At 51.7% G+C, this 16,756-nt stretch carries 15 protein-coding genes and 3 tRNA genes; 8 read left to right on the forward strand and 10 right to left on the reverse strand.

Going from position 1 to position 16,756, the window contains the following annotated elements; translation table 11 throughout:
* Positions 1-9 precede the first annotated feature (9 nt).
* The 4 genes from rcsB to AC1RKC_RS15750 are packed head-to-tail and all read right to left on the reverse strand — an operon-like array spanning position 10 to position 4,992.
* Positions 10-660, reverse strand: coding sequence for a response regulator transcription factor RcsB (gene rcsB, locus AC1RKC_RS15735; protein WP_004947156.1), 651 nt, complete (start codon positions 658-660; stop codon positions 10-12).
* Positions 653-3,355: a phosphotransferase RcsD gene (gene rcsD, locus AC1RKC_RS15740; protein WP_020827802.1), complete on the reverse strand. Its 2,703-nt coding sequence runs from the start codon at positions 3,353-3,355 to the stop codon at positions 653-655. The genes rcsB and rcsD overlap by 8 nt, the downstream gene beginning before the upstream one ends.
* Positions 3,356-3,377: 22 nt before the next feature.
* Positions 3,378-4,532, reverse strand: a complete 1,155-nt coding sequence (locus tag AC1RKC_RS15745) for an MFS transporter (RefSeq protein ID WP_493092286.1) — start codon at positions 4,530-4,532, stop codon at positions 3,378-3,380.
* A gap of 55 nt (positions 4,533-4,587) precedes the next feature.
* On the reverse strand, positions 4,588-4,992 hold the full coding sequence (locus AC1RKC_RS15750; RefSeq protein ID WP_493092287.1) for a DUF4186 domain-containing protein: 405 nt from the start codon (positions 4,990-4,992) through the stop codon (positions 4,588-4,590).
* Positions 4,993-5,713: 721 nt separating this feature from the next.
* Between AC1RKC_RS15750 and ompC the strand changes: the two genes are divergently transcribed.
* Together ompC and AC1RKC_RS15760 are read left to right on the forward strand one after the other, a co-directional pair.
* Positions 5,714-6,844, forward strand: a complete 1,131-nt coding sequence (gene ompC, locus AC1RKC_RS15755; protein WP_149572642.1) for a porin OmpC — start codon at positions 5,714-5,716, stop codon at positions 6,842-6,844.
* A gap of 153 nt (positions 6,845-6,997) precedes the next feature.
* On the forward strand, positions 6,998-7,414 hold the full coding sequence (locus AC1RKC_RS15760) for a VOC family protein (protein WP_129983413.1): 417 nt from the start codon (positions 6,998-7,000) through the stop codon (positions 7,412-7,414).
* Here AC1RKC_RS15760 and AC1RKC_RS15765 read toward each other — a convergent pair.
* Positions 7,408-7,986 carry a TetR/AcrR family transcriptional regulator gene (locus AC1RKC_RS15765; RefSeq protein WP_493092288.1) on the reverse strand — a complete coding sequence of 193 codons (579 nt, stop codon included), beginning with the start codon at positions 7,984-7,986 and terminating at the stop codon, positions 7,408-7,410. The two genes, AC1RKC_RS15760 and AC1RKC_RS15765, sit on opposite strands and share 7 nt — an antisense overlap.
* 112 nt (positions 7,987-8,098) lie before the next feature.
* On the opposite strand from AC1RKC_RS15765, the gene AC1RKC_RS15770 reads away from it, so the two are divergent.
* Complete coding sequence (locus AC1RKC_RS15770; RefSeq protein WP_197821163.1) at positions 8,099-8,566, forward strand: nuclear transport factor 2 family protein; 468 nt, start codon at positions 8,099-8,101, stop codon at positions 8,564-8,566.
* 6 nt (positions 8,567-8,572) lie between these two features.
* Here AC1RKC_RS15770 and AC1RKC_RS15775 read toward each other — a convergent pair whose 3' ends face one another.
* Entirely contained in the window at positions 8,573-9,475 is a 903-nt protein-coding gene (locus AC1RKC_RS15775; RefSeq protein WP_493092289.1) for a LysR family transcriptional regulator, read from the reverse strand.
* A 79-nt stretch (positions 9,476-9,554) separates the two neighbouring features.
* On the opposite strand from AC1RKC_RS15775, the gene blaSPR reads away from it, so the two are divergent.
* Entirely contained in the window at positions 9,555-10,451 is an 897-nt protein-coding gene (gene blaSPR, locus AC1RKC_RS15780) for an SPR family subclass B3 metallo-beta-lactamase (RefSeq protein WP_262258724.1), read from the forward strand.
* A 60-nt stretch (positions 10,452-10,511) separates the two neighbouring features.
* Here the strand turns inward: blaSPR and AC1RKC_RS15785 are convergent, their stop codons facing one another.
* On the reverse strand, positions 10,512-10,952 hold the full coding sequence (locus AC1RKC_RS15785; RefSeq protein ID WP_493092290.1) for a DUF2946 domain-containing protein: 441 nt from the start codon (positions 10,950-10,952) through the stop codon (positions 10,512-10,514).
* A gap of 168 nt (positions 10,953-11,120) precedes the next feature.
* Here AC1RKC_RS15785 and AC1RKC_RS15790 point away from each other — a divergent pair, with 168 nt between their 5' ends.
* The 4 genes from AC1RKC_RS15790 (at position 11,121) to AC1RKC_RS15805 (ending at position 13,250) form a co-directional block, all read left to right on the forward strand.
* Positions 11,121-12,527 carry a PepSY-associated TM helix domain-containing protein gene (locus AC1RKC_RS15790; RefSeq protein ID WP_493092291.1) on the forward strand — a complete coding sequence of 469 codons (1,407 nt, stop codon included), beginning with the start codon at positions 11,121-11,123 and terminating at the stop codon, positions 12,525-12,527.
* A gap of 67 nt (positions 12,528-12,594) precedes the next feature.
* Complete coding sequence (gene osmE / locus AC1RKC_RS15795) at positions 12,595-12,924, forward strand: osmotically-inducible lipoprotein OsmE (protein WP_041414766.1); 330 nt, start codon at positions 12,595-12,597, stop codon at positions 12,922-12,924.
* A gap of 156 nt (positions 12,925-13,080) precedes the next feature.
* Positions 13,081-13,168: transfer RNA gene (locus AC1RKC_RS15800), tRNA-Ser, on the forward strand.
* 6 nt (positions 13,169-13,174) lie between these two features.
* Positions 13,175-13,250, forward strand: a tRNA-Thr gene (locus AC1RKC_RS15805).
* A gap of 184 nt (positions 13,251-13,434) precedes the next feature.
* Here the strand turns inward: AC1RKC_RS15805 and AC1RKC_RS15810 are convergent.
* From AC1RKC_RS15810 to yejM, 3 genes are all read right to left on the reverse strand, one after another.
* On the reverse strand, positions 13,435-14,598 hold the full coding sequence (locus AC1RKC_RS15810) for an acyltransferase family protein (RefSeq protein ID WP_197821161.1): 1,164 nt from the start codon (positions 14,596-14,598) through the stop codon (positions 13,435-13,437).
* A 219-nt stretch (positions 14,599-14,817) separates the two neighbouring features.
* A tRNA-Pro gene (locus AC1RKC_RS15815) sits at positions 14,818-14,894 on the reverse strand.
* Positions 14,895-14,972: 78 nt separating this feature from the next.
* On the reverse strand, positions 14,973-16,754 hold the full coding sequence (gene yejM / locus AC1RKC_RS15820) for an LPS biosynthesis-modulating metalloenzyme YejM (RefSeq protein ID WP_261102639.1): 1,782 nt from the start codon (positions 16,752-16,754) through the stop codon (positions 14,973-14,975).
* Positions 16,755-16,756 lie beyond the last annotated feature (2 nt).

The raw sequence follows: 16,756 nt of genomic DNA on the forward strand, positions 1-16,756 counted from the left end.
CCGGGAAGCTTACTCTTTGTCCAGCGGTGCCATGCTGACGGAAGAGAGGTAGTTGAGCAGTGCAATATCGTTCTCGACACCCAGCTTCATCATTGCCGATTTTTTCTGGCTACTGATTGTTTTGATGCTGCGGTTGAGCTTCTTGGCGATCTCGGTCACCAGGAAACCTTCGGCGAACAGACGCAGTACTTCGCTCTCTTTTGGCGACAGACGCTTGTCACCGTAACCACTGGCGCTGATCCTCTCCAACAGTTTGGAGACGCTTTCCGGCGTGAACTTCTTGCCTTTTTGCAATGCGGCCAGTGCTTTCGGCAGGTCGGTAGGCGCACCCTGTTTCAGCACGATACCTTCGATATCCAGATCTAGCACGGCGCTCAGAATCGCCGGGTTGTTGTTCATGGTCAGAACGATGATCGACAACTGTGGATAATGGCGCTTGATGTATTTGATCAGCGTAATGCCGTCGCCATATTTATCGCCTGGCATAGAAAGGTCGGTGATCAGTACATTGGCGTCCAGTTTGGACAGGTTGTTGATCAGTGCTGTTGAGTCTTCAAACTCCCCAACGACATTCACCCATTCAATTTGCTCAAGTGACTTCCGGATGCCAAACAGTACGATAGGATGGTCATCAGCAATAATTACGTTCAGGTTATTCATGTTGTTGGCTACCTTGCTCCAGCAGTCTGCTGACGAAAAAATCAATCTGACTGATGTTATTCTCGATCTTGAGCGCATCACCGTCTGCGATGTGCTGTTCTAACGATTCACACAGTTGCTTGCCGGGAAGCAGATTTAACATGGCAAACACGCCTTTCAGGCGGTGTGCTGTCTGTGACAGAGCATTGAAATCACTGCTGCCCGCCTCAGTATACAGTTTTTTGATATCGTCGGGTACTGTATCAACAAACAGGCCATAGTAATCACTTGATTTCAATTGTTTTTCATAGAGTTGGATGTCGTCGGCGGTCAGCGAAAGCGGGCTTTCCGGCTGTTCCAGGGCGGCCATTTGCTGCTCAATCAGCATCAACACGGCGTCTATCATTGCGCCACTCAGGTTATAGTTTACTCGAATATAGCGTTTCTCAAGCTGTTGCCATCCGGCCTCATCGCTGGTCAGCAGCAGGGTATAATCGTCAGCCCTGTGTGGATTGTCGGTCAGCAAAACATCGTAGTCGCGGTTAATCTGGCGTTCATCGGCAATGATGCAGCTCGCGCCATAGGCGTGCAGCAAGTGGGTAACAATGCCGCGCACTTCTTCGGACGTGATGTCCAACAGGGCGGTTACGCCGTCGAGCAGTTTTTCCTGCGCTTCCGTCTCCTTTTTCTCCATTTCCATCGGCACGCGAATGGTGTAGCGGGTGCCGATGTCGACCTTGCTGCGAATATCCAACTGGCCGTTGAGTTTCTTGCACAGCTGGTTGCACAGGAAGAAGGTCAGCCCGGAGCCATGATTAAAGCGATCCACCAGCGTCTGGCTGAGGAACGGATAGTTGAGGTTACTGATTTCCTCGTTGGAAATACCCGAGCCGGTATCATTGATGTGGAACACCAGGCGATCGGGATGCTCGGGTTCATGATCAACCACCAGAGAAATCTTGCCGCAGGCGGTAGTGATAATCGCGTAATGCACCAGCAGCGAGATCACCTTGCGTAGCGCGTTAGCGTCACCGATGTATTGCTGCTCGACATCAAGCTGGAAATGATTGAACAGCGACAGTCCTTTTTGATTGATGGAAGGCAGGGCCTCGCGCAGCAATTCATCTATCAGGGTCGAGGGGCTGAACGGGTGGCGCGAAGGTTGCCAATCCTGGGTTTCCAGCCGGGTGAGCAGGGTGATGTTTTCAATCAAGCCCAGCACCGAAGACGACTGTGCGGTCAACTCTGTTAGCAGCGCTTGCTGTTGTTCTTCATCCGGTTGCGTACGCAGGCGATCGGCCAGATCGTGCATTTGGCGCACCGGTTGGTTGAGCTCGATCCCCAGATTGTGCAGCATCAGTTTGCGTGCCTGTACATTTTTGTCGTACTCGCGCTGTGCCTGCTGCAACCGCTTGTTGACCATGACTTCCTTGTCCTGATCGTTTAACAGGAACAGGTAAGTTTCCGCTGAGAGCTGGCTGCGGAAAATGCGAATTTCATACACCTCATTGTTGACCGTCGCTTGAATCACCCCGTGGTGCTGTTCGGCCATATGGGCAATTTTTTGTAGGCTCAGGTGAGGCAGCAGATGTTGGGCAATCTTATTGCTGGCGATCACCGTATTGCTGGCAAAGTTGTACACCAGCAGGCCGGAAGGCAGGCTGGCGATAATCTCTTGATTCAGCGCGCGTTCGGCCTCCAGTTCAACCGCCATGTTCTCGCTAGGGCGAATGTATTGTCGACGAATAAAGTAGATGCCTGCCAGCGACAGCGCCAACAGCAACAGATTGATGGCGATTAACCAGATATTGTTACGCAGCAGGTCGATCGCCAGGCTGATGGCGGAAACCCGATAAACCACTTTTAGCGGTGCGTTGGGCAAGGAGGCCGTGAAGTCGACCCAGTTGCCACTCATCGTTATACCGGCGTTGGTGGTGCCTTCAATCGGCAGAGTTCCATCGTCCAGATTGCTGTTATCGGGCAGCAGCATAAAGTTGGCACGCGCCATATTAATCGGGATGATATCGTTAATCGGCAAATCGAAGGCGATCACCGTGGCCAGATGCCCCGGTTGATTGAAGGTCGTACGGATTGAAAACGAATAGGCGTTTTGGAAACGCTGCTTGCGTAAGGCGGAGAAGCTTTCGCGCTCGTCGAGCATATTTGCCTGTTGCAGCATTTCGGCGCGACGATCTTCCGCCGACGTCGTCAGGTAGTTTTCCTTGAAGCGAGAGGCCAACTCTTTTAACGGCTGAGTGGTGATCAGACTCAGGCTGTTGTCCTGACCATTAAGGTAATACATGGCGTAATTTTCGGTCTTGGCACCCCAGCGGGCATCCAGATAGTCTGAAATATTGGCGATCATCGCCAATGTGCTTTCTTCATGGCTGCCGAAAATCACCGCGTCGGTTTTCTTGTGAGGTTTTTCCAGATAGTAAACGTCTGGCCGCAGTCGGGTTTCTTGCAGGCTGGGATCGACGTTCAGGGAGGCCGCATTGCCGAATTTATCGTAGATCTGATAGGTGACGTAGCGATAGTTGTCGATGCGCTTTTGCAGCCCATTGGCGATGCTGTTCAGCGCATATTTTTTCTCCGCCAGCCAGGCGTTGGTATAGTTGTAGCCGTACAGGCCAATGGCAATCGTCAGCAGCACGGCAAATAGCAGGAAGCAACGGGTAATATTGCTTGAGCTAATGGTCAGTTGTTTGTTTTGCATAGTTGGCTGCGCATTTCCTGAATCAACGGGTTATCGCCCGGGCGCTGGCGGTAACAGCCAGGAGTAAGACGGCAACGCAGGCAAAGGCTACCGTCAGGCTGGAGAACTGGGCGATAAAGCCGATTAACGCCGGCCCGGCGAGAATGCCGGCATAGCCTACGGTAGTCACTGAGGCGATAGCCAGATTGGCAGGCATATCATGTTGATTGCCTGCGGCACTGAACAGGATCGGCACCACGTTAGAGGCACCCAACCCTACCAGCATAAACCCGATCAGCGAGACCATGGCATTATCGAACACAATCGCCATGCTCAGACCGATAGCGGCACACAGGCTGCCGAGTAGCAAGACCTTATATCTGCCCAGGGCGTTGACGATGCGGTCACCGTTCAACCTGCCGAGGGTCATGGTAATGGAAAACAGCGCGTAGCCTAAACCGGCCTGGCTGTGGTCAACCCCACGCAGGGTAGTGAGGAACAGGGCGCTCCAGTCAAGCATCGAACCTTCGGCCAGGAACATGATAAAGCACAGGATGCCGATAAACATCACCCAGCCACGTGGCACGACGAACATCGGTCCACCTTCTTCACCGCCGCTTTCACGCAGCAAATTTCGGCTGGCAACGGCCAGCAGTGCCGCGATGGTCAATACGGTGACACAGGTCGCCAACAGAGGGGAGAGTCCCAGCCACAACATGATGCTAACGCCCCCGGCGCCGGCAATGCCGCCAACGCTGAAGAAACCATGAAAGCCCGACATCATTGCCTTGCCGCTGGCACGCTCGACCACCACGGCCTGTATATTCATTGCCACATCGATCATGCCAATTGCTGCGCCAAACAGCAGCAGTGCCAACGCCATGCCTAGGGTGGTATCCATCAGCACCAACAGTGGCAAATCGATGCACAGCGCCAAACCAGCAAGCAAGATCACCGGCCGACAGCCCAATCTGCCGGTGAGATAACCGGTGAGCGGCATCGCCAGCATTGAACCCGCACCAATGCACAGCAGCAGCAGACCCAGGGAGCCATCATCAATGCCGATGCGCGCTTTGGCGAAGGGAACCAGGGGCGCCCAGGCGGCCATGCCGAAACCGGCGACAAAAAAGGCCAATCGTGTGGCGATCTGCGCCGGGACGCCGGGTTTTTGCTGTTCGTTGCACAAGGTGGATGTCATGTGGGCATCAGGATCTGTTGTGGAAATGCGGGCTGAAAGTTATGGAGTGTTTTTATCACAATCCGCGATCCGGGTCGAAAGGATTTGCGCCATCATCGGGCTTTGCTGCCGCTCGACGTTCCAGCCACAGGCTAATGATGTGCACAATATACTGCTTTTGCTGTTCGTCCAGTGCCTGTCCTTGCGGAATACTATGCCACTTGGCCAGACAACCGCGACAGCACGTGGCGGTGGCATGCTGGGCGACAAACACCGGGTGGCCCCGCATGGGGGTCTGCTTGCCGTCATTCTTCGGAAAAGGCGGCGCCAGGCGTTGTTCGATGAAATCTCGCGCGTGACTAAGGATCAGCGGCAGCCCTTTGGTATCAAAATAAAGCTGGTCTTTAGAATTCAGGCGAAATTTGGCGCGGAAAGGGGAACTTTGTAACCGACGCCACAGCGCTTCGGGTTGAAATAGCATGGGTCATCTTCTTCAGAGCATTTTGGGCAGGTTAACAAAATAGAAGGGGGACGGCCAATGTTGTCGCCTCAAACAGGTTGCCGCACGTAGTGTAAGATATTTCAGTAATCGGGGGAGTTTAAAATTAATGCGGTTAATAAGTAGTCTAAAATACGAGAAAAGATTAGCGATTAGTGCTGAAGTTAATTAGGGTAATGATATCTTTGTGTGATTATTTTTTGGCATAAAGTGCGCATTGAGGTGAAATGTGAGCAAGATTTTAGCCAATAAAAAACCGGCCATAAGCCGGTCGAATTGTACAGAGTGTACGAAAATTATCTTACAGATAATGAAGGTAATAATGAAAATAATGATGATAGCGGGATTATTATAACGTCAGCGTTATGTGATGCTTTTGGCACAATGTGCTTATTGCGAGTGAGTTTTGTATGGCTATCTTTTTTTTCTTAAGTTTTTGTATAACTCTATGATTTTATGTCTATAAGTATTTTTGTTGGCATTGCGTGCCTTATTTATTGTGTTTGTAATGTTCTGTGGAAGTTCGCTCAAGTTTACATTTGGAAACCTTTAATAATCACACTGAAACACTATCGGATACTTGGTATCATTTTCTTTCTGGATTAATATTATCCTTGTTACCAGAATGGTAATGCACAGTCGTGCTAATAATGCTCAAAAGGGCAGTGGCCATAGCTCGACAAAATAAACGAGGATAATAACAATGAAACTTCGAGTTCTTTCTCTGATCGTACCCGCACTGCTGGTTGCAGGCACCGCAGGCGCGGCAGAAATCTACAACAAAGACGGCAACAAACTGGATTTGTACGGCAAGGTTGACGGCCTTCACTATTTCTCCGACAACAATGGCTCTGATGGTGATATGTCTTATATGCGTTTCGGCCTGCGCGGTGAAACACAAATCAGCGACCAACTGACCGGTTTTGGCCAATGGGAATATCAGGCAAACCTCAATCACGCTGAAAGCGAAGACAACAAAAACTTTACCCGTTACGGTTTTGCCGGCCTGAAGTTTGGCGATTACGGTTCATTTGACTACGGCCGTAATACTGGCGTGCTGTATGACGTTGCGGCTTATACCGACTTGCAGCCTGAGTTCGACGGCTCCACTTACGGTGCCGACCAATTCATGTTCCAACGCTCCAGCGGTTTGGCAACTTACCGTAACACCGACTTCTTCGGTCTGGTTGACGGCCTGAACTTTGCTCTGCAGTACCAGGGCAAAAACGGCAGCGGCGAAGAGTCGAACAACGGCCGTGAAGTTCTCAATCAGAACGGCGACGGCTACGGCATGTCGGTGAACTACGACATCGGCTATGGCATCAGCGCTGCAGGTGCCTTCTTTAGTTCCAAACGTACCAGCGAGCAAAACGGCGGTGGCGCATACAGTGGCATCATGGGCCGTGGTGACCGTGCAGAAGGTTATTCTGGTGGTCTGAAATATGACGCCAACGACGCTTACCTGGCCCTGATGTTCACCCAGTCTTACAATGCCGCACGCTTTGGTTCTACCAGCAGCGATGCTTACGGTTATGCCAACAAGGCGCAAAGTATCGAAGCTTACGCACACTACCAGTTTGACTTCGGTCTGCGTCCATTCGTTGGTTATAACCAAACCAAAGGTAAAAACCTGGGTCTGGCCGCTAACGGCAAGGATTACGGCGACGAAGATCTGGTCAAATTTGTGGATCTGGGTGCGACTTACTTCTTCAACAAAAACATGTCCACCTACGTTGACTACAAAATCAACCTGTTGGACGACAACGACTTCACCAAGTCTGCCGGTATCAATACCGACAACGTGGTTGCCGTGGGCCTGGTTTACCAGTTCTAAGCAACAGAGTGTGAATGTGATCACGCGGCCTTCGGGCCGCGTTTTTTTTGCCTGCGCTTTGGCACGAATTGGCATGAATGAGGCACGGATTGCCATTCTGAGATCCTGCGGCTTACCTAAACTTTCTGCACAGTGATAAATCAGGAGGTTAGCATGGAACTCAGCATAAATCGGGTGGTTGAAACCGTACTGTACGTCAAGGATATCGAACGCGCTGGCGCATTCTATCAGCAGGTTTTAAAACTGCCGGTGATGGTGGCGAACGAGCGTTTCCGCGCTTACAACGTCGGTGAGCAAAGCGTATTGCTGTTGTTTATCGAAGGGGACTCGCTGAAAGGCGCGCATTATCCAGAAGGGTATATCCCCCCGCATGATGGCCGCGGGCCACTGCATATCGGGTTAGCGGTGGCGAAAGAACAGTTGCCGCATTGGGAGCAACATCTGACGACTCAGGGGATCGAGATAGAAGGGCGGATGAGCTGGGATCACGGTGGGGAGAGCATCTACTTCCGCGATCCCGATGGCCACCTGCTGGAACTGGTGACGCCGGGGATTTGGGCGAATTACTGATCACCCCATACTTTGGCTAATGACTTCAGCATTTCCCTCAGCAGCAATAAGGCATTCTGCGGTTGCTGCTCTATTTGCACCTTGACGATCGCCCCGTCAATCAGCATCGCCAGCATCTCTGCCCGTTGTTCTCGTTCCGGGCCAAGGGGCAGATAGCGGGCGATCTCCTCGGCCATTTGCTGCTTGTGTCGGCGGGCGATGTCCAGGCTTTCTGGCAACATATCCGCCAGTTCAACCGCCGTATTGATAAAAGCGCAGCCGCGGTAGTGCGGATCGCTAAACCATTCCTCGAGACAAGGCACCAAGGCAGGTAAGACATCCCCGAACTGCTCGACATACTGTGCCAGTGACTGACTGAACCAGCTCAACCATTGCTCATGGCGGTAAGCCAGAAACGCCTCAATCAACTCGTTTTTGCTGGGGAAATGGCGATAAAAGGTCACCTTTGCCACACCAGACTCGCTGATGATGCGATCGATACCGGTCGCTCGCACCCCATCGCGGTAAAACAGATCGTGGGCTGTCAGCAGGATACGCTGGCGTGGGGGCAGAACCTGAGGGGGAGCGGACATTGAAATATCTCCTGAGCATCGATTTCAATGATTGTAGACAACTCTGTCTACATGCGCTAGCTTAATGATGTAGACAAATCTGTCTACATCAATTTAACCTCCGAGGTAAGCTATGAGCATTAAACCCCCCTTGCCGCCCTTTACTCGTGAATCGGCGATTGAGAAAGTCCGTTTGGCGGAAGATGCCTGGAACAGCCGCGACCCGGAAAGGGTAGCGCAGGTCTATTCGGTCGATACCCATTGGCGTAATCGCGCTGAGTTTGTTGATGGCCGTGAGGCTGTCTGTGCTTTTTTGCAACGCAAGTGGGCCAAGGAGCTGGAATATCGGCTGATCAAAGAATTATGGGCATTTGACGGGGCCCGCATCGCAGTGCGTTTTGCTTACGAATGGCGTGATGACTCCGGGAATTGGTACCGCAGTTTTGGTAACGAGAACTGGGAGTTCAATGCAGATGGCCAGATGATCAATCGACATGCATGTATCAACGATATGCCGATCCGCGAGCAGGATCGGCAATTCCACTGGCCGCTCGGTCGCCGCCCGGATGATATTGCGGCCCTGAGCGAGTTTGGCTTCTGATTACCGTTAGTGATAATAGGGTTTAAGTTCCGCATGGAGAGTGGAGATCAGCCGTTTTTTCCACTCGATTTCACCCTGGCGATAGTGTGAAAACAGATAACCAATCGCCAGATCGTCCAGGATCGGCAGGGCGTACAGTCCCTGCTTGTCCTGCTGTGCATTGAACCAGGGTTGCGGAACTACCGCCATCAGTGGCGCTGCGCGCAGTACCGGTGGCAACTGCGCGTAATCGGCACAGCTGAGCTGGATCCTGCGTTGTAAACCCTGGCGTTCCAACTGACGGTCAAGTTCGTTCTCTGCTTGTGGCCAGGGATGGCAGTAATAGTGCGGGTAGTCTGCCAGTTCACCAAATGTCAGCCCGCTTTTGTGACCTAATACCTGGCGCAACGGCGATCCGAATACCGCCACCAGGCGGGTGCTGCCAATAAGCTCATAACGCAGCGCGCTGGTGCGCTGTTGGTGATCGCCAACGGCAATCACCATATCTACCGCGCCTTCCAGCAGCTCAGTGCGCCATGAGCGTCGCTCAAAATTTTGGCAGCGGATATCGGCATTGGCAAGCGTGCTTTTCTGCGCCAGCAACGGCAATAAGATCGGATGCAGTGCCGGCGGGACGACCAGGGTGAAATGCCGTGGCGCGTCCGGCACATGGCCGAACAATTCACTGTCCAGCGAAGAGAACAAGGGCGTTAGCGTTTCTTTAAGCGACAGGGCAAACAGCGTCGGCACCTGGCGATGCCCTTCCCGCCGGAACAGAGGCTCATCCAGCACCTCACGCAGGCGGGCCAGGGCGTGACTGACGGCAGAAGTGCTGATGCCGAGCTTATCCGCCGTTTTCTGGCTGGATCCGGTGCTGGTCAACAGGTAGAGCACTTTCAGCAGGTTCATGTCCATTTGCAGAATGTTCATTAATAGCCTTTTAAATTGAATACGCTTCAATATTAGGCTGAGTATACTTCAGCCCTGTTTTTCCCCGTAGAGCTGAAACATGAAAAAAAACATGGGTTATCTGATGGCTATGACATTCTCACTGTGCTTTAACGCTCAGGCACAGCTCGATCCTGCGCAACCGTTGTCCAGTGCGCCGCCCTATTCACTGTTTGAGCAATGGGCGCAGCCGGTGGCGCCATTCCAGATTTTCCCTCAGCTGTATTATGTCGGCACACGCAACCTTTCATCCGTGCTGTTCAGCACGCCGGAAGGATTGATTCTTATTGACGCGGGGTTGGATGCCAGTGCCCCGGTGATAAAATCCCATATTGAGGCATTGGGTTTCAACATCAAGGACTTGCGATTCATTCTTAACAGTCACGCACGTCTCGATCAGGCTGGAGGCATCGCTCGTTTGAAAGCCTGGAGCGGGGCGAAAGTGGTTGCCAGCGCCGCCAATGCCCAACAGTTGGCACGGGGAGGAAAACAGGATTTTGCCTTGGGAGATGCACTTGGTTTCCCTCCGGTGAAGGTCGACATTATCGTCGGGCAAGGGGATAGCGTTACTTTGGGCGGGCTGAAATTTACGGCGTTAATGACGCCGGGGCATTTGCCTGGTGCCACTTCATGGACGACCACGCTGCGGCAGAGTGGGAAAACCTATCGGCTGGTCTATGCCGACAGTTTGGCAACCCCGGACTACTATCTGGTCGATAACAAAAACTACCCGAGTCTGGTGCAGGACATCCGCAGCAGCTTTAGGCTTTTGGCCCAGCAGCACGCGGATATTTTTATCGCCAATAAGGGAACGCGCTTCGATCTGGAAAATAAAATGGCGCGACTTCAGGCTGGCGATCGGGATGCTTTTGTCGATCGGCTGGGGTTACAGCAATATGTGCAACAGTCTCAACGGGCTTTTGAGACGCAGTTAAAACAGCAGCAAAGTAAAGGTTAAGTTATCTTTCTATTTTATTTTGGCGCAATTAACCCTACCCAATAAAATAAGGCATGTGGTTTAGATATATTTAATAAAATTAATGAGGATGAAAGGTGGTGCTCGGGTTTGATAAGGCGGAAAGGTAGAGGGGATAATAATGTGAAAAAGATTTTGAATAAGGGATGGGGCGCGTTGAATATTGATCGCCGGGAGTGCTGACGGCAAAATGACCAGTGGCGGGCTATGATGAAACAGGTTGCAGTAGCCACAGAAGTTAAAACAGTCGCCGGTGCTCATGTCCGCCATGTTGTGCCCTGCCAGCGGGCTATCGGCGAGGTTCTGGCTCATCATTGTCCTGTGTCCAGCATGCTCCGCACTCATGGGCATGCCAGTCATCTCGCTGTTATCCATGCTATTTTTTGCAAGATGGGTGGAGATTGATGGCGCGATGAATATCATCAACATAGCGAACAGGCCCAGCCAGGCCAGCGTGCGCATATGTTGAATTGACAGTTTCACCAGGAGCGTCCTTGCAGGGTTAAAGCGTAAAGGAATGACAATGTCAGCAGTTGTTCCACTATTGTAACATTGATGAGAATTAAGCTAAACAGAGAAGAAATCTGTTTGTTAAATGAATTTAATTCGGGTAGATTCCGGGTAATTCCATTTGACCACGGATGACTTATCATGTCTGAACGCAATATTGCGTTGCCTGCTGCTGCGCAGAATATTAACCTGCAGGTGACTACTCGCAGTTGGTTTATTCCGTTGGCTATGCGGGTTCATTTTTATATTGGTTTTTTTGTTGGGCCGTTTTTACTTATTGCGGCATTGAGTGGCATATTTTATGCCTTGACGTCGCAAATTGAATCACGGCTTTATGCCCCGCAGTTGTATAACGACAGTACCGGTCCGGTACTGCCGTTAAAACAGCAGATTATGGCCGCTCAGGCGATAGCGCCATCAAAAGCCTCTCTGTCGGCGGTGCGTCCTTCTCCGACAGAGGGCGAGAATACCCGGGTTCTGTTTAACGTCGCGGGGCTTCAGGCTTCGGAACGTTTGGCGGTGTTTGTTGATCCGGTTACGGCGCAGACGCACGGCGTAATGACGGTTTATGGTACCAGCGGCGTATTGCCGTTGCGCACCTGGCTGGACCAATTTCACCGCAGTCTGTTGCTGGGGGATGTAGGGCGCAATTACAGCGAACTGGCGGCCTCCTGGCTATGGATTGCCGCGCTGGGGGGGCTGATCCTCTGGGGGGCGCGCAGGCGTAAGAAGGTAACGCGTCAGCGTGGTGGTTTACGCAGGTTACATGAAAAAAGTGGCGTACTGCTGCTGGTCGGCCTGCTGTTCTTTTCTGCCACCGGGCTGACCTGGTCACAGTGGGCTGGGGAGAATATCAGCGTGCTGCGCCAGCAATTCGGCTGGTCGACGCCCTCGCTGTCGACGGCGATTAACGGGCAGGACGCTGTACCTGCCGGCGATCATGCGGAACACCATGAGCATATGATGGTCAGGGCGGAACCGCCTCAGGATGGCGCCATGTATGACAGGGCCCTGGCCGGTGCACGGCAGGTCGGTATCGACGCCGCCAGGGTTGAAATCAAGCAGCCGGCGATGGCGGGGCAGGCCTGGACGGTCATGGAGATCGATCGCCGTTGGCCGACGCAGGTTGATGCTGTTGCTATCGATCCCGTAACCCTGGCCATTACCGATCGCGTCAGTTTTGAACAATACCCGCTCGCGGCAAAATTAACGCGTTGGGGAATCGATTTGCATATGGGCGTCCTGTTTGGCCTGGTTAATGAGCTGGTGCTGGTGGTCTTTGCCGCCGGGTTGGTGGCGATGGTGGTGATGGGGTACCTGATGTGGTGGCGAGGTCGGCCAACGCGAGTGGTACGTAAACCAGCCCGTTCCCCCTTTATGTTGCTGCGCAAAACGCCAAAAGGGCCGCTGTTGCTGATTGTCTGCCTGACGCTGCTGCTGGGCATTTGTTTGCCGGTGATGGGCGTCAGTTTACTGATGTTTCTGCTGTGTGATTTGCTGTGGTATCTGGCTACGCGGTGGCGTAAACCGCACCTATCGACAAAGTGAAATTTGTAGAAAAGCCTTTCCTCTTCTAGACTTAGAGTACAACAAACGTACTCCAAGAGGACAAGTCATGACGAACAAGCTGATTTTAGCCGTTTGCACAGCAGCGACATTTTCTATTCTTGCCGGCTGTACGGCTTATGACAGGGCCGCCAGTTACGTTCAGGAGCCTGTGGTCAGTGATGTCAAAGTGGGGATGACCAAACAGCAGGTTCGTGCCATTGCCGGTCCACCGTCAACCACGGCGACTTTGGTTCACGCTCAGGGGACTTGCGATACCTATGCGGTAGCGCCGCGTGACGGGAAAGTGCAAACCTATTTTGTTAGCTACAGCGATACCGGACATGTGATGAACAAAGGCTATCAGACCTGTTCTGATTACGACTCACAGCCTAAGTAATCCCCGATTAAGTGAGCAATCCAGCCCCGCTTTTGCGGGGTTTTTCATTTTTTAACCGTTAGCGGCTTGAAGTTTAAGCAAACGCACTTTTTCCTGCATTTTTTTTCATGAAACGATAGACATTTCATAACGGTAGCGCTAATATCTGCGCCCATTGGAAGGATGGCCGAGTGGTTTAAGGCAACGGTCTTGAAAACCGTCGAGTGTAACAGCTCCCAGAGTTCGAATCTCTGTCCTTCCGCCAAATTTAGCCGGCTTAGCTCAGTAGGTAGAGCAACTGACTTGTAATCAGTAGGTCACCAGTTCGATTCCGGTAGCCGGCACCATATAAGCAGTACAGGCGCTTAATCACGCCCACGAACCCCAGTAATCTTAACGGTTACTGGGGTTTTTCGTTTTGGCTCGCCGATGTACATCTGCATATGTATTATGTCAGTTTTACTGATAACAATAAAAAACCCGGCACAAACGGCCGGGTTTACTTTTTTGTACAAACTGATTTTTTCGGGTTCAGTCAGCGACTACTGAGCCACGATTCTTGGCCTCACTGCGACTAATCACACTCTTACCCAGTTTAATTCCTGGCTTCTCGATAAACTTATACAGTAGCGACGCGATCCCATAAGTGAGAGGGAGGATAATAGCGGCGGCGGCGATAAATCGTACGACGGAGGGCAAGCCAGCAAATTGGGTGTTTGACAGCAGGAAAGCGACGACGGGGAGTACGATTAACAAGTGCAGCAAATACACGGAGTAGGAAACATCCCCCATGTACACGCTGAACTTGTTCGTTAGTATCCAGCGCGGGAGGCGTAATAAGTTTGTCCACGTGCTGTCTTGGTTCCGAGGCCAAAGGATGGTTGCCATCATTAAAATCATGCCTATCTGGGCTAACAAGTGGGATGCTCGCAGGTCATTTTGCATATAGATACCGATGCTAGCGATGGCAGAAACTAACGCAAAGATAACATACCACATACTCTTTCTGCGTATGGCTTCAGCGATAAACATACCAGCAACAAACAGATGCAACTTAATCAGAATCATTGAGGGCATTGGAAAAGCCGCAAAATAACTGGGGAATAGGTATTTGGCTGCTGCGCAAAGAAGAATGACTGCGAAACACGCACCGGCAAAGCCCAATCTCATTACGGCTAGCATAATGAAGGGAAACAGGAAATAAAACTGCATTTCCAGGCCGATACTCCAGTCAGGTAGCACGGTATTAAATGAGAAACTTGGCAGGAAACCAAACAAAAACGTGACATGGGTGAATACGTTCAAGAATGAAGCATCACTGTAACGCGAACTGTTGGTTTGAGTTTCACTGTAAAAATGACCAATAATCTCGCGTGCTTCACCGAAATAGTTACCAAACCCAATGGCTACAATCAAAAGCACGTAGTAAAGCGGGGCGATACGAAAGAAGCGGCGGAGCCAAAACTTTTTGAAGGTTGCACTGTCGGTCCACGGCTCTTTGTCTTTTCGCTCAACATAGTTTTTTGCCATTAGGTATCCAGAGAGCAAAATGAACAAATCAACACCGATTGCTGGATCTGAAAGGATTGGAAAATGGAAACTGGTTAGAATACAAATATGACCCAAAACAACCCAGAGGGAGGCGAGACCGCGCAACCCCTCCAACTCCTGTGACCATTTTTTAACCGGCTGCATTGATGAGCCTCTCTGAACGGTATTTCATTAGCAATTACCCATACTGAGGTGAATTTTTGTTAGTTTTTCAGTATAGCATGGTCAATTGAGAACGTTTATCGGGGTAAAATCTGAATATAGGTCTGTTGAGTCGATTTAAAATGTTTTTTTAGAAGAACTTTATCGAGGCGATAGATATAAAAAAACCAACCGCAAAGGGTTGGTTTCTCTAAGGATTTTTGGTCGGCATGAGAGGATTCGAACCTCCGACCCCCGACACCCCATGACGGTGCGCTACCAAGCTGCGCTACATGCCGACGCTGTGGGAAATAATACTACCTGTTCCCCGATTCAAAGCAAGAGTGAATTCACCTGACTGATTGTATTTTAAGCGATTAGTTGGCGATAAAGCGTTTCACATCGGTCAAGACCTGCAGCAACAGAGCGAGTTGTGGTTTTTCGTCTTTGATCTCTTTGTCATTTTTATCGTACGCACGGTAGTTGCCGCTGCTGTCCAATACCAGAGTTTGCGTTGGGGTGGTGATCACCAACAGGCTGTTATCACCGGTCGCTACCCAATTGTTTCTGCGTTGGGCAGTAAACAGGTCTTCCCCCTGCGAATAATCATTCGGGGCGGTTTTTACGTGCAGCAAACGCTGCATGAGGGTCCGCATCACGTCGTTGTGGCCGGTCAATTTATTAATGGTCTGCGCTGGCGTACCCGGCCAGTGGATAATCAACGGCACCTGCAACTGTTGCTGGCTGAAACTGCTGCCTGCGCCCCAATAGCCTTTACCGGTGTCATTAAATTCAACGCCGTGCTCTGCGGTGATTACCACCACGGTTTTATCCAGTACGCCACGCTCTTTCAGCGTGTTGAGCACTTGGGCAATCTGCGTATCCACATCCTGCGCACCGGCTCGGTAGCGTTGAATAAAGTCAGCCGGGGCCAGTGTTTTATCATTGGCTACCGGTTCTGCACCCCGGAAGTTGATGTAAGAGAACCACGGGGCATTGCTGTTTTGATCGGCCAACCAGCGTTGCCACTGCTGCGTGGTCACCGCATCATTTTGCTGGGCAGGTGCCGGCAGTGTGAAATCGGTCAACAGCGCCTGGCGATACAGGCTGGCGTTAAAGCCGTCGGATGAGAACAAACCAAATTGATAACCCTGGGCGCTTAGCGCACTGATCAGAGCGGAAGGTTTGCGCGCGGCAAGAATGCTGTCCAGATAGGTCGGAGAAATGCCGTAGAACAGGCCAAACAGGCCGGTATCTGCATGATTGCCAGAGCTGTAGTGATCGCTAAAGCGGATGTTTTCCTGCGCGAAGCGGGTGAGGGCTGGCATATCCTGCTTCATATCCTGTTCGCGAACGCCGTCTACCACGATCATCAGCAGATTATAACCGCTGCCTTTGTCGCCGTAGCTAAGATCACTAAGGGGATACTCCACCGCAACGGCTTCCGGGTTCCCTTGTTGCACTAGCCGACGTTCATATTCTTGCGAATCGAGCAGGCCGTGTTTCTCAAGGAATTTACGCGCTGTCATTGGATAAGACAGCGGCAGGTTCGCCCGCTGCATGGTGATCGGGCGATAGAAATTGGCATCGGCCCAGATATAAATCAGGTGCGAGGCAAAGAAGGCGCTGATAAATAGCACCGCCAGAGGCTTGCCGAAACGTTGGCGGTTCAGGCTGCGCAGCTTTTGCCAGCTCCAGGTGCCAAACAGCATCTCCACCAGGAAGATCACCGGCACACAGATAAACATCAGCTGCCAGTCGCGCGCCAGCTCACTTTGATCCGGGTTGACCACCAGTTCCCACACCACCGGATTAAGGTGAAGGTGGAAATGCGTAAAGACCTCGCTGTCGACCAGCAACAGCGTCAGGCCGGTGGTGGCCAGCGCGGCGGAGATAAATCGCAACAACCGCTGCGACATCACCACAAAGGTGAGCGGGAAAATAACCAGCAGGTAGCCGGCGAAAACGATAAAGCTGAAATGCCCCAGTAAGCTGACCAGGGCATAAACCCGGCCCAACAGGGAAGAGGGCCAGTCAGTGACAAACAGGTAGCGGCTACCCAGCCCGAGGGCGAGCAGGATATTAAATAAGGCGAACCAGTGCCCCCAGCTGATCATCTGGGAGACTTTTTCACGATAACGCTGACGGTTTGTCACCATAA

The sequence above is a fragment of the Serratia sp. GW822-FHT06E05 genome, assembly GCF_058799445.1.